Raw genomic sequence first — 12,514 nt, forward strand, 5'->3', positions numbered from 1 at the left:
AAACTTCGGGCTGTGGATCGGGGCACACATCCGCACCATCCTGCCCTCCGTCATCCGGTGGCAGTGCGTCGGCGCACCTGTGTCTTTCGCAGGATGCCAGCGCGGATGGCTATCACCGCATTAGTGGCGCAGCTCTAGCCCGAGTGCCCGGGCTTGGCTGGGCTCAGGTGAACTGGATGAAGAAATACCCAGCCGTATCGCCTTCGTGCAGTACCTTCGCGCGCTGTTCTGCAAACAGGTAGCCCGTCCCGTCGGCGAAGAGGCCATCGTAGGCCGGGTCCTGCTGACGCAGGTTCGACTCGACGAACTGGGCAAGGAAGTAATGACGCGGATGCTCGTGGATGGGATCTTGCAGCCAGCACGGGCGGCCCAGCTGCTTGCTCATGCCCGCACCGTTGTCGGCGTCTTCGGCCTCTTCCTCAGCATCGCGTTCGTCGAAGGGCTGCAGTCCCACAAAATGCCGCGGGAGCATCACCGTGTCGCGCACCAGTTCGCGCGCGGCACGTCGGTGCAACACCACCTTGCTATGGCCAGCGTCGATTTTTTCGAGCTCGCTCTGCTGGTGGATGGTGAACGTGCGCAGCGCTGTCCGGTTGTACGCGTCGCCTTCGCGGCCCAGTGCCGCGAAGACCGTCACAGCCATGTCGTCGGCCAACCAGACGCTGGGCAGGAACAGATCGGTCAGCATGACAATCGGCGTCATGGGCCGGCCGTTCGACGGATCGCTGGGCCACAACGCCGCATCGCTCAACCACGCGCCACCGCCAAACTGGCCCAGCCCGCAGTCGTCTTCGCTGATGCGGATCGTGTAGCGACCCGGCGCAGGGCGCGTGTGCGCACTCATGCGCGATGCGCGGTTGCCAGATATTCGGCGCTCTGCATTTCGATCAGGCGCGAGGCGGTGCGCTCGAATGCGCCGGCCAGGCGCTGGCCGCTGTACAACGCCGGCGGTGCGTCCTGCGCAGTGCAGACCAGATTGACGTGGCGGTCGTACAACTCGTCGATCAGGTTGACGAAGCGGCGGGCGGCGTCTTCGTTCATGCGGTCGAAATGCGGGATGCCGCCCAACAGCACGGTGGTGAATTCACGCGCGATCTCGATGTAGTCGGCAGGCCCGCGCGGGCCTTCGCACAACGCGGCAAAATCGAACCAGGCAATACTCTTGCCACGCGCACGCACGGCGATCTTGCGCGCTTCGATCTCGATGTTGCCGCTGCGCGCCTCGGCATTGCCGCTCAACTCCGCCCAGCGCTGCGCCAGCCAGCCATCGGCCTGCGCATCCAGCGGCGCGCGGTACACCGGCGACCGCGTCAGCGCGCGCATGCGGTAGTCCTCGGTGCCCTCGGCGTAGAGCTCCACGCAGAACTTCTGCAGCAAGCCGATCGCCGGCAGAAAACTGTCGCGCTGCAAGCCGTTGGCGTACAGGTTTTCCGGTGCGGTATTGGAGGTGGTTACCAAGGTCACGCCTTCGGCGAACAGGCGCTCGAGCAGGCGCGCCAGCAGCATCGCATCGCCAATGTCGGTGACGAAGAATTCGTCCAGCACCAGCACGCGCAGGTTTTCGCGCCATTCCTGGGCAATCTTGGCCAGCGGGTCGCTCTGCCCGGCATGCTCGCGCAGGCGTTCATGCACGCCGCGCATGAAGCGATGGAAGTGGGTGCGGTACTTCTGCTTGATCGGCAGGCCGTCGTAGAACAGGTCGACCAGGAAGGTCTTGCCGCGCCCCACACCACCCCAGAAATACAGCCCGCGCACCGGCTCGGGTTTTTTCCAGAACGCCGACAGCCGATCCAGCCAGCCGTCCTGCGCGCTGTCCACCAGTGCTTCGTGGATCCGGTCCAGCTCGGCCAGGGCCGCCTGCTGCGCAGGATCGGCGCGCCAGTCGCCGCGTTGTACGCCGGCGGCGTAGCGCTGCGACGGGGTCATCTCACTCATCGTGTTTCTCCGCGGGCCGGCCGTAGCCGGCGCCGTTCAACGGCGCACCGTCTGGCAATGCGCCTGCAAGCTGTCGCACTCAGGGCGTGGCCGGTAGCCAGCGCCGCACACCGTGCTGAAGCGCACCGCGCAGGTCGATCAATTTGCGGTGGAAGAAGTGGCTGGTGTCGGGCATGCGTACCAGCGTGGGCTGCTGTTCCAGCGTCTCCAGCCAGTCATAGACCGCCTGCGGGTCGACGATCTCGTCGGCATCGCCCTGGATCACCAGCCAGTGTGCCGGCGGCTGCACGTCGCTGAAATCCCAACGCCCGGCCGGCGGCGCGATCGAAATCAGCACCTGCGGTTCGAGCGCGGCGGCTGCACGCAGCGAGACATACGCGCCGAAGCTGAAACCGGCCAGCCACAGCGTGTCGGTCGGGCGCTGTGCACGCACCCACTCGGCAACGGCGCGCAGATCGTCCTGCTCGCCATCGCCGTGATCGAAGCTGCCGGCCGAGGTGCCGACGCTGCGGAAATTGAAGCGCACCACGGTGATGCCGAGCTCGCGCAGCGCGCGCGTGGCCATGGTCACGACCTTGTTGTGCATGCTGCCGCCCTCGGTGGAGAGCGGGTGGCAGACGATGGCGGTGACCGGCTGCGCGGTGACGTCCGGCTCGGCCAGGTCGACTGCCACATCGAGCGGACCGACCGGCCCGTCGAGCGCCAACGTCGAGGATTCGGTGGGGAATGGGGGATTGGACATACGGTCATAATAGCCGCCCCGCCGGCCGCGTTCATCGCCCTGCCTGCACACATCGTTGTGTTGCCCATGCATTTTTTGTTGTTTGCCGTTGTCTGCAGTGTGCTGGTGTCGGTGCTGCTGAAGCTTGCGCCACGCCGCCAGATCGACGTGTTTCAGGCCATCACCTGGAACTACGCCACCGCCAGCGCGTTGGCCGTTGCCATCCTCAAACCGTCCTTTGCCAGCCTCACCGCCGCGCACACACCGTGGCTGGCATTGCTGGGCCTGGCGGTCGCGTTGCCGGGCATTTTTCTGGTGCTGGCACGCTCGGTGCGGGTGGCCGGCATCGTGCGCACCGACGTGGCGCAGCGGCTGTCGCTGCTGTTGTCGCTGGCGGCGGCGTTTACCGTGTTCGGCGAACGCGCCGGTGGCTGGAAGCTGGCCGGACTGGGCGTGGGCCTGTTGGCGATCGTCGCCATCGTGCAGCGGCCGCGGGCAGGCGCTGCTGTGGTGAGCGGCAGTGTTAATGCACCCGCAGCGCGCACCTGGCCGTGGTTGCTCGGTGTCTGGGCGGGATTTGCGGTGATCGACATTCTGCTCAAATCGCTGGCACTGTCGGGCACGCCGTCGCTGACGGCATTGACGGTGTGCTTTGCGCTGGCGTTCGTGTTGCTGCTGTGCGTGCAATGCGTGCGCCTGCGCCGCGGCAATCGCCTGCAGCTGCGCAATCTCGCCGCGGGCGTGCTGCTGGGCGTACTCAACTTCGGCAACATCCTGTTTTACGTGCGCGCGCACCAGACGCTACCGCACAGCCCGGCGACCGTCTTCGCCAGCATGAATATCGGCGTGGTGGCATTGGGTGCGCTGGTAGGCATCGTGGTCTTCGGCGAACGCACCACGCGCTGGAACCGCCTGGGCCTGGCGATGGCGGTGCTGGCCATCGCACTGATTGCCTGGGGCTCGCGCTCGGCGTTATAGCAGCGGTGCGACAGCGCAGCGCGTACGCGTTGTGCATGGGCGTCACCGCTCCCAATGCGGGAACGGGTCGTCCAGCAACTGCCAGTGGGCCGGGCCCTGGCGCAGTTCCTGGTCGCTCAACAGGCAGGCATCGAGTGCGGCACGTGTGCGCGGGGTATCCATCTCCACACCGATGACCGCTAGCTCCTGGCGGCGATCGCCCCACAGCGGGTGCCACAGCCGCTGCATCGCGGCGTATTCGCTGGCATCGCCCACCTCGTGCAGCTGCGGCAGCGGTGCGCTCCAGCAGGTGGCTTGTTGACGTTGCCAGCCGATGTCGGTGTACGGCAGCGGCGTGATCGGGATCTGCGGTGCCTCACCGATGATCTGCGCATCCACACGATGTCGCGCGGCGAACCAGAAGCCGGCAGCCGTGGTCTGGGTCGCGCCGCCGACGCTGGACAATTCGCCCACCCAGTCCATGCGGCTGGCCAGCCAGAAGAAGCCCTTGCTGCGGATCACCTGCGGCAGGCCGTCCTGCACCATGCGTGCGAAGCGCTGCGGATGGAACGGCCGGCGCGCACGATAGACGAAACTGGTGATGCCATATTCCTCGGTCTCCGGCGTGTGCTGGCCGCGCAACTCCTGCATCCAGCCCGGCGCCAGCTGCGCGCGGGTGAAGTCGAAGCGCCGGGTGTCCAGCAGCTGCCGCAGCGGCACCTCGCCATGCGCGGCATCGACGATCGCCGCATCGCGATTGAGCGCACGCAACACGGCATGCAGGCGGTGCAGACGTTGCGTGTCGATTTGATCGCACTTGCTGATCACCAGCACGTCGGCAAACTCCACCTGGTCGCCGAGCAGTTGCACCAGCCCGCGCGTATCGTCCGGGCCGGCCTGCTGGCCGAGCTCGGCCAGCGTGGCCGCAGAGCCGAAATCCTCGAGAAAACGGCTGCCATCCACCACCGTCACCATGGTGTCCAGCCGGGCGATATCCGACAGGCTGAAACCGTCGGCATCGCGCACCGCAAAGGTGGCCGCTACCGGCATCGGCTCGGCGATGCCGGTGGATTCGATCAATAGATAGTCGTAGCGGCGCTCGCTGGCCAGGCGCTTCACTTCCTGCAGCAGGTCGTCGCGCAGCGTGCAGCAGATGCAGCCATTGCTGAATTCCACCAGCGTCTCGTCGGTGCGCCGCAGCGCCGCCCCACCCTCGCGTAGCAGCTGCGCATCGATGTTGATCTCGCTCATGTCGTTGACGATCACCGCCACCCGCAGCCCCTCGCGGTTGTGCAGGATGCGGTTGAGCAAAGTGGTCTTGCCGGCGCCCAGGAAGCCGGACAACACGGTGACGGGCAGGCGCGAATCGCGGGGAGCGAGGACAGGCATGGCGAACTCTCGTGGCTAGAAATGTTACTGTATAACAATTCGCCATTTCAGAGAACGATTGATGCGCGCCTCTGCGTCTGCGCTGGACAGCTCGGCCATTGCCCTGTCCAGCCTGTGCCTGCTGCACTGCCTGGCCTTGCCGCTGCTGGCGGCGGCGCTGCCGCTGTTGGGGCGCTGGGAGCAAGCCGAATGGGTGCATGTAGTCTTCGCCACCGCCGCGGTGCCGCTCAGTGGCTACGCGCTCTGGAGCAGCCATCGCCGCCACCGGTTGCCGGCACCGCTCTGGGGGCTGGCGGTGTTCGGACTGGCCGGGCTGGTGCTGGGCGCCAGCGGGCTATTGACCGCCGCGCTGGAAACGCCGGTCACGGTTGCCGGCAGCCTGCTGCTGGCCGGCGCCCATCTGGTCAACCTGCGCTTGCGCCGTCATGTGCATTGCGCCCGCTAAGCGCGGCACGCCCTGGGCAATCGGCTCGCCGCGGCTCGGCAAGGCCGGGCCGGCGACGCCCCGCTCCCCGCCCGCATACGCAGGTCCACTGGGCAAGCCTGCACGCGTGCCGGCCGCGGCGCACCGCGGGCTGGCCTAACCCAGCCGGCGGGTGATCGAACAGCGTTTGCGATCACCAGCGCGCGCTGCTGCCGCGCGTGGAAGTGCGCTCAGAGCGCGAATCCCAAGAGCACCGGGTCGTGATCGGAGCTGCGCCACGGGCCTGGCAGGTTGCGCTTGGCATAGCCGGCATCGTCCATCGCGTCGGCGTTGATGTGCCATTCCGCTGCGCCACGCAGCTGCTTGGCCATCGCCGGGCTCAGCAGGGCGTGGTCCAACCGGCCGCTCATGCCGTCGTAGACGTAGCTGTAAGGCTGCTTCACGCCGACCACGGCAAAGGCGTCCTGCCAGCCGCTGGCGCGCAGGCTGCGCATGGGGGTTTCCATCGCATAGGCGTTGAAGTCGCCCAGCAACACGGCCAGCTTGGTCTGCGCGCCGGTGGGGTCGCTCTGCAGCCACTGGTGCAGGCGCTTGGCCGACTCGGTGCGGGTGGCATTCCAGCAGGCCTGGCCGTCGTGCTGATCGGCATCGGCGCCACTGGCGGTGCCGCAGCCCTTGGACTTGAAGTGGTTGGCCACCACCACGAAGGTCGCGCCGCGGCTGCTGCGGAACGCTTGCGCCAATGGCACCCGGCTATGGCTGTCGAACGGCCCGCCGGTCAGCGTGGCCGGTTTGCCGACCGGGGTGACCTGAGTGCTGCGATAAACGATGCCGACGCGGATCGCGTCGTCGCCCGGGCCACTGCCGCTGTCCACGAAACGCCAATCCTTGTCCTTGCCGGCGGCGTTGAGCGCAGCCACCAGCTGCGCCACGGCGGTGTCGCCGTCGTTGCCGTCGTTTTCCAGCTCCATCAGCGCGGCCACATCGGCCTGCAGCGGCACGATGGTAGCGACCAGCTTGGCTAGCTGCGCCTGGAACTGTTCGTGCGTGCGCGCCCCGCGCTTGGTCGGGAAGCCGCCGCCGCGCCCGTTGCCGTTGAAGAAGTTCTCCAGGTTGAACGAGGCGATGCGCAGATCGCCGCCCACCTGCGGTGCCACCGGCGCAGGCAGTGCAGGCAGCGTCAGCGGCGCCAGCACCTGGATGCGGTACTGGCCGTCGTAGCGCTGATCGACGATGCCATCGACCTGCCTGAGCAGGCTGCCCACACGTAAGTTCGCCTCGGCCGGCAGGTAGGACACGGCCTTCGGCGTGCGGCCGTTGCGCGCGTCGTCCAGCAACACCCGGCGGCGCGCGTTGTCGGCTTCGGTCTGCGCGAAGGCGGGCGTGCCGGCCGCGGCCACTTCGCTGGGCTGCCACAACCGGCCACCGAAGGCGGCGATCAGCTCGCCGTTGCTGGCCAGGCGGTCGCTGCCATTGAGCGTGACCGCGGCCAGGCGCACGTGCTCGCCTTCCAGTGCTTCCCAATTGGCCGGCGGCCCGCTGAGCATGCGCACCGGCACCGGCTGATTGCTGGCCAGCACCTCGAGCGTGGTGGCCTGCAGCGTGGTCAGGCTGGCGTCGCCGCCGGCACCGACCTCGCGCACCGTGCCCACGATCCGCACGCGGTCGCCCACTGCCACCTGCGCGTCGCCAGCGCCGGTCACGAACACCCCGTGCGAGCGCCGCGGCTCGGTGCCGGGCTGTTGCACGAACAGGCCCGCCAGACCCACGCGCGTATCGGCGGTCACGATGCCTTCCACCTCGACCAGGCGGCCGTCGAACGGGCTGCGGGTGTCCTCGCCCTGCACGTCGGCAATGGTCAGGCGCTGTGGCGCGCCTTCGGCGGCGCGGCACAACACGGGCGCCAGCAGGCCGATCAGGCCGAGCACGACAAGCGGACAACGCAGCATCGAGACACTCCACACGTTCAAGGGAAGACAAACACAAACGCCGCCAGGACGGCGGCGCAGGCAGGACAACGGCAGGGGCAAGATGACCCAGTGGGCCAGCCATCGCGGCGTGCGCATACCGCCGCAGCGAATGTTACGCACCCGCTGTCGTTAGCCCAAGCATGCTGCGCGCGATGCCACGTGGCGCTTCGCCGCGGAACGCCCCTATTTCAGGTTGGACAGCATCCAGTCCACGGTGGCGCGCACTTGTTCTTCGGTGAGCGCGGGGTTGCCGCCCTTGGCCGGCATGATGCCGCCATCCGGGCCGGTATAGCCCTCGATCGCGTGCTTGTAGAGCGTGTCCTTGCCCTGCGCAATGCGCGCGTCCCAATGCGAGTGGTCCAGCGTCGGCGCCTTGCCCACGCCGGTGGTGTGGCAGGCGGTGCACAGGTTGTCAAAGATGGTCTTGCCGTCGGTGCTGCCACCGTAGGCGGATTGCGACGAGGCCTTGGCCAGTGCCGCAGCCTGGGCGGCGGCCTGCGCCGCGGCGCCAGTGGTTCCTGCATAGACTGCGCCGGCCGGCGCAATGCGTTGCTGCAGGCGCTTTGCGGCCGTGGGCGACACTTCATCGGGGACTGCACGTTGCAGATAGGCCGCCAGGGCGATCAAGCCCAGAGTGATCACTACCAGCAAGCCAATCACCATCGAGAATTTTTTCAGGAACTCGAGGTCGTAATTCCGCACGCGCTCACCCCTGGCTGTTGGTCGAAGACCTCTGCTAGCGCCGGAGTATAGAGCACAGTTTGCGCCGCTCTGCGCGCCCGGCGTCGCGCTCTGTGCAACACCCCTTGCAATGACTGGGCACGCGTTGCATCCAAGGTTGCGACACGCTCGCGGCCGCTCGAAAAATGCCGCAGCGCCGCATGTGCATTGGTCTCGGTTGCGGGAATTGCGTATCATTCCCATCCACTGATGGCGCGGTTAGCGCGCTCACTCCCGCGTTCGAAGAGGTGTCCGATGAAATCCTTCCTGCTGTCCTGCCTGGCCGCGGCCAGCCTCAGCCTGTCCCCCGCGCAGGCCCACGAGATCTGGATCGAGCGCGACGGCAGCGGCCCGGTCCGCATCTATTTCGGTGAGCCGGCGCAGGAAACCCTCGACCATGGCCAGGACGAAATCAAGCGCGTGGTCAAGCCGACCGTGTTCGGCGCCGCCGGCAAGGCCGGTGCCCTGCAGCGCGGCAGTGAGTACCTGACCGCGCCGCTGTCCGGCGCCGGCGATGCCTGGCTGAAGGACGATGCGGTGTTCGAGCCGTGGAAGGGCGAAGGCGAGACCTTCGAGACGGTGAGCTACTACGCGCGCGCCGGCCGCAGCAGCACCAGCGCCAAACTCGACTTCGAGCTGGTGCCCACCACCGCCAACGGCAAGACGTTCACGGTGATGTATCGCAACAAGCCGCTGCCCAAGGCCGAGGTCACCCTGATCGACCCGCAGAAGTGGCAGAAGACGCTGACCTCCGATGCACAGGGCCAGGTGACGCTGCCGACGCTGCGTGCGGGCCGCCACATCATGGTGGTGACCAACAAGGAGCCGGTGAAGCGTGAGATCGCCGGCAAGCCGGTGTCGGTGGTGCACCACATCACCACGCTGACCTTCCTGGCCGAGTAATCCGGCCACCGTCCTGTGCATGTCCATGGCTTCGCCCCTGCCCGCTCCCTGGTTCAAGCGCCCCTGGCTGGGTGTGCTTGGGCGCAGCGTGGCCGCAATCGGCGGTGGCTATGCGCTGGCCAGCGCGACCAACCTGCTGCTCGCAGTGGTGCTGCCGATGCCGCGCAGCGAGGCGGTGCTGACCAGCATGCTGGTGGGCATCGTGGTGTGTGCCTGCGCGCCGCTGTGGGCGTTTGCCACTGCCACCGTGCTGCGCGCCTGGGTCGGCATCGGCGTGCCGGCCGTGGCCATGTTCGCAGCCGCTGCGTGGCTGCAACGGGGCGCGGCATGAAGCAGGGGTTTCGCCAATCGATGGCATGGCTGCACACCTGGACCGGGCTGCTGGTGGGCTGGGTGTTGCTGCTGATCTTCATGGGCGGTACCGCGAGTTATTACCGCGACGAACTCAGCCGCTGGATGCGCCCGGAACTGCCCACCACCACGGTCAGCAGCGCGGTGGCAATGCGCAGCGCCGAGCGCTATCTGCAAACGCACGCGCCCGATGCGCAAAGCTGGAACATCACGCTGCCGGATGCGCGCACGCCGGTGGTGACCATGTATTGGCAGAATCCCGCGCCGCCGCCGGGCAAGACGCTCAGCCGGCGCGAGCTGTATGGCAACGCCATCATCGACCCGGCCACCGGCAACCCGATCAGCGCGCGCGACACGCTGGGCGGGGATTTCTTCTACCGGCTGCATTTCGACCTGCATTACCTGCCGGTGGTGTGGGCGCGTTACATCGTCGGCTTCTGCGCGATGTTCATGCTGGTGGCGATCATCAGCGGCGTGATCACCCACAAAAAGATCTTCAAGGATTTCTTTACCTTCCGCCCGGGCAAAGGCCTGCGTTCGTGGCTGGATTTTCATAACGTCAGCGCGGTGACCGCGTTGCCATACCACGCGATGATCACCTACACCGGCATCGTGACCTTGATGTTCATGTACCTGCCGTGGGGCATCAAGGCGCAGTACCCCGACAACGAAATGCGGTTCTACGAAGAGTCCGCCAATCGCGTCGCGGACACGCGCACCGCGGCAGGCACGCCGGCGCGCATGCGGCCGCTGGAGGAGTTTGTGGCGCGCGCGCGCAGCGACTGGCGTGGCGACGATGTGGGCACGGTGGCGGTATCGCTGCCCAACGATGCGCATGCGGCGGTGGGCGTAACCCAGCGGGCGGACGACCTATCCAACGATGCGCCGTCCATCCTCTATGACGCCGTCAGCGGGCAACGCCTGCAGTACAGCGGTGCGCCCGGCGGCGCCAGCCAGGCCCGCGGCGTGATGGTGGGCCTGCATATCGCTCATTTCGCCGGTGGCTGGATGCGCGCGCTGTTCTTCGGCTCCGGCCTGCTTGGCTGCCTGATGGTGGCCAGCGGCGTGGTGATGTGGGCCGTGAAAGAACGCCCCAAGCATGCCAAGGCCGGACGCATCGGGTTCGGGCTGCGCCTGGTGGACGCGCTCAACATCGGCACGGTGGCCGGCCTGCCAATCGCGTTCGCCGCGTTTTTCTGGGCCAACCGGCTGGTGCCGGTGGCGCTGGAAGCGCGTGCAGCAATGGAAGCACATCTGTTCTTCGCCGCCTGGGGTGGCGCCTTGCTCGCCGCCTTCGTGTGGCCGCGGCGTGCGATGTGGAGCTGGCAGCTATACCTGGGCGCAGGCTTGTTCGCGTTGGTGCCGCTGCTCAACGCGCTGACCACCGACCTGCACCTGGGCGTGACCGTGCCGGCCGGCCAATGGGCATTGGCCGGCGTGGATCTGGTGTGCCTGGGCCTGGGCGTGTGCCTGGGCATCGCGGGCTGGCGCCTGCAGCACTGGAAGGCGCCGCAATCCGCCGCGGCACGCAAGGCCCGCGCGCAAGCCACGCCTGCGCCGCAAAACGCCTTGCCGGTGCAGGAAGGCGCATGAGCGTACTGCTGTTGCTGGCCTTGAATTTTTCCGGCTTCGCGGCCTTGTGCCTGGCGATGGAAAAACACCAGCACGAGGTGCGTGGGCGCGCGCTGGGCATGACCCGCTCACGTCAGTTGCGCGCGCTGGGATGGCTGCTGTTGCTGATCACCTTTGCGCTGGCGGTGTCGGCGCAAGGCTGGGGCATCGGCAGCGTGCTATGGCTGGGCACGCTGACTGCAGGCGCGGCGGTATTGTCGCTGTGGTTGCTGCCGTACCGGCGCGGCCTGATCTTGCCGGCAGCCATTGCTGCACCTGTCGTCGCCGGGATGGCGTTCGCGCTGCTGCACTGACGCGTGGCGCTGCTGCAGCAGAGCGGCGGTTGCGAAAGCCTGGGTGACTTCGAATGGCACAGGCGTCACGGCCATGGCGATCGTGCAGGCCACACCTTGGCTCGGCAAAGGCGCGTAGTGGTTAGGCCATGGCGCACTGCATGCAGTGCCGCGTCTCAGCACGACGTCGCCGGGCGGTATGGCAGTGCCGCGTTGCCGAGAGGCTTGGTCGAACCACACCAGGCTCATGTCGCCAAATAATCCATAACCTGTTCCGCACCCAGTATCGATCAGCGGGCAGGGCCGAGCGCCGGGTTATTCCGGGGAATGTTCCGCCGCCGGATCTGCCCAGCTGCGCCCATCACGCGGCAGCCGGCCATCGTCGAGCACGTGCAACACCTGCTCGGGCTGCAGCATGTCCAGGAACAGCGCCACGTTGACGCCGCCAGGCTGCGCCATGCTGGCAAAGATCACCCCGGGAATCGCCGCCTCGCGCAGCAGGTCGCCCAGCACCCAGCTGACCGGTTCGACCTTGTTGACCAGCGCCTTGCGCCAGTCATCGGTCCAGTCGGCCCACAGCGCATCCCAGCTCGCGTCGAGCAGCCGCACATCGGCCAGTGCCGGCAGGTCGGCGCGATAGCTCACCAGGGTGAAGGGCGGCAGGAACGATGCGGCCTGGGCGTACTCGGCGGCGGCGGTGTCCAGGTGCAGCGACAGATACAGCGCCGGCTGGCCAAAGCGGTTGAAGCGTCCACCCGAGCGCGCCGCGCCGGCGCCACTCAGCGGCTCGGCCGCCCAGCGCGGGGTGAACGCGCGATACAACGTGCACTGCGCCGGGGCGCTCAGCTTCAACCAGCCGCTCCGGCAGCCACGGTGCGCAGATAGGTCAGCGCATCGTCGGTGCGGCCCTGCTTGACCACCTCCAGCAAGGTGGCGAATTCGAACGCCGGGATCGGGGTATTTTTCAAGTGAAACACCAGTTGGCGCTCATCGGGCTGGATCTGCGCCATTGCCACCAGCAGGCGCGAGAGATTGCGTAGCAAGTCCTGCACGCGGGGGCTTTCCGGGTGCACCCGCAGGCTGTTGCGGTGCACCCCGGCGAGTTCGGCCAGTTCCTGTTGGGAGAGATCCAGCAGGCCGGCCATCGCCGATGGCGAGAGGATGGTCCGGTCCGGCACGCGTAGGCGTTCGGTCAGGGCCAGGGGGTTGAGGACAGCGACCATCGCGCGGCTCCGGCAAA

At 67.4% G+C, this 12,514-nt stretch carries 14 protein-coding genes; 6 read left to right on the plus strand and 8 right to left on the minus strand.

Annotated features, from left to right (window positions below; all coding sequences use genetic code 11):
* Positions 1–163: 163 nt before the first annotated feature.
* The 3 genes from QRM60_RS20980 to QRM60_RS20990 all read right to left on the minus strand — a co-directional run bounded on the left by QRM60_RS20980 (position 164) and on the right by QRM60_RS20990 (position 2,677).
* A complete protein-coding gene (locus tag QRM60_RS20980) occupies positions 164–844 on the minus strand; it encodes a hypothetical protein (RefSeq protein ID WP_285446974.1) in 681 nt (226 codons plus the stop codon).
* A complete protein-coding gene (zapE, locus tag QRM60_RS20985) occupies positions 841–1,935 on the minus strand; it encodes a cell division protein ZapE (protein ID WP_014509389.1) in 1,095 nt (364 codons plus the stop codon). The genes QRM60_RS20980 and zapE overlap by 4 nt, the downstream gene beginning before the upstream one ends.
* 79 nt (positions 1,936–2,014) lie before the next feature.
* Positions 2,015–2,677, minus strand: a complete 663-nt coding sequence (locus QRM60_RS20990) for an alpha/beta hydrolase (RefSeq protein WP_225043228.1) — start codon at positions 2,675–2,677, stop codon at positions 2,015–2,017.
* Between the two features lie 66 nt (positions 2,678–2,743).
* Between QRM60_RS20990 and QRM60_RS20995 the strand changes: the two genes are divergently transcribed.
* The gene (locus tag QRM60_RS20995) at positions 2,744–3,634 is read left to right on the plus strand and encodes an EamA/RhaT family transporter (RefSeq protein WP_285446975.1); all 891 of its coding nucleotides are present in this window, start codon (positions 2,744–2,746) and stop codon (positions 3,632–3,634) included.
* 42 nt (positions 3,635–3,676) lie between these two features.
* Here the strand turns inward: QRM60_RS20995 and QRM60_RS21000 are convergent, their stop codons facing one another.
* Positions 3,677–5,002: a GTP-binding protein gene (locus tag QRM60_RS21000; RefSeq protein ID WP_285446976.1), complete on the minus strand. Its 1,326-nt coding sequence runs from the start codon at positions 5,000–5,002 to the stop codon at positions 3,677–3,679.
* Positions 5,003–5,063: 61 nt separating this feature from the next.
* Between QRM60_RS21000 and QRM60_RS21005 the strand changes: the two genes are divergently transcribed.
* Positions 5,064–5,447, plus strand: a complete 384-nt coding sequence (locus QRM60_RS21005; RefSeq protein WP_285446977.1) for a MerC domain-containing protein — start codon at positions 5,064–5,066, stop codon at positions 5,445–5,447.
* 209 nt (positions 5,448–5,656) lie between these two features.
* Here QRM60_RS21005 and QRM60_RS21010 read toward each other — a convergent pair whose 3' ends face one another.
* Both QRM60_RS21010 and QRM60_RS21015 read right to left on the minus strand, forming a co-directional pair.
* Complete coding sequence (locus QRM60_RS21010; protein ID WP_192884045.1) at positions 5,657–7,375, minus strand: ExeM/NucH family extracellular endonuclease; 1,719 nt, start codon at positions 7,373–7,375, stop codon at positions 5,657–5,659.
* Positions 7,376–7,579: 204 nt separating this feature from the next.
* The gene (locus tag QRM60_RS21015; protein ID WP_011035509.1) at positions 7,580–8,098 is read right to left on the minus strand and encodes a c-type cytochrome; all 519 of its coding nucleotides are present in this window, start codon (positions 8,096–8,098) and stop codon (positions 7,580–7,582) included.
* A 273-nt stretch (positions 8,099–8,371) separates the two neighbouring features.
* Between QRM60_RS21015 and QRM60_RS21020 the strand changes: the two genes are divergently transcribed.
* Genes QRM60_RS21020 through QRM60_RS21035 form a run of 4 tightly spaced genes read left to right on the plus strand, consistent with a single transcriptional unit; the run spans position 8,372 to position 11,295 of the window.
* Positions 8,372–9,019 (plus strand): DUF4198 domain-containing protein, encoded by a 648-nt coding sequence (locus QRM60_RS21020; RefSeq protein WP_115557028.1) that lies wholly within the window; start codon positions 8,372–8,374, stop codon positions 9,017–9,019.
* Between the two features lie 19 nt (positions 9,020–9,038).
* Positions 9,039–9,350 carry a DUF3649 domain-containing protein gene (locus QRM60_RS21025; RefSeq protein ID WP_228437547.1) on the plus strand — a complete coding sequence of 104 codons (312 nt, stop codon included), beginning with the start codon at positions 9,039–9,041 and terminating at the stop codon, positions 9,348–9,350.
* Positions 9,347–10,963, plus strand: a complete 1,617-nt coding sequence (locus QRM60_RS21030) for a PepSY-associated TM helix domain-containing protein (protein ID WP_285446978.1) — start codon at positions 9,347–9,349, stop codon at positions 10,961–10,963. Before QRM60_RS21025 ends, QRM60_RS21030 begins: the two co-directional genes overlap by 4 nt.
* Positions 10,960–11,295, plus strand: a complete 336-nt coding sequence (locus tag QRM60_RS21035) for a DUF3325 domain-containing protein (RefSeq protein ID WP_116902542.1) — start codon at positions 10,960–10,962, stop codon at positions 11,293–11,295. The genes QRM60_RS21030 and QRM60_RS21035 overlap by 4 nt, the downstream gene beginning before the upstream one ends.
* 294 nt (positions 11,296–11,589) lie before the next feature.
* On the opposite strand, the gene QRM60_RS21040 is transcribed toward QRM60_RS21035, so the two are convergent.
* Together QRM60_RS21040 and QRM60_RS21045 are read right to left on the minus strand one after the other, a co-directional pair.
* Positions 11,590–12,126, minus strand: coding sequence for an RES family NAD+ phosphorylase (locus QRM60_RS21040; protein ID WP_285446979.1), 537 nt, complete (start codon positions 12,124–12,126; stop codon positions 11,590–11,592).
* Positions 12,123–12,497 carry a hypothetical protein gene (locus QRM60_RS21045; RefSeq protein ID WP_014509401.1) on the minus strand — a complete coding sequence of 125 codons (375 nt, stop codon included), beginning with the start codon at positions 12,495–12,497 and terminating at the stop codon, positions 12,123–12,125. The genes QRM60_RS21040 and QRM60_RS21045 overlap by 4 nt, the downstream gene beginning before the upstream one ends.
* Between the last annotated feature and the right edge of the window lie 17 nt (positions 12,498–12,514).

This window comes from Xanthomonas sp. fls2-241-TYG-148, assembly GCF_030208815.1.
In the GTDB taxonomy this organism is placed as follows: Bacteria; Pseudomonadota; Gammaproteobacteria; order Xanthomonadales; family Xanthomonadaceae; genus Xanthomonas; species Xanthomonas campestris.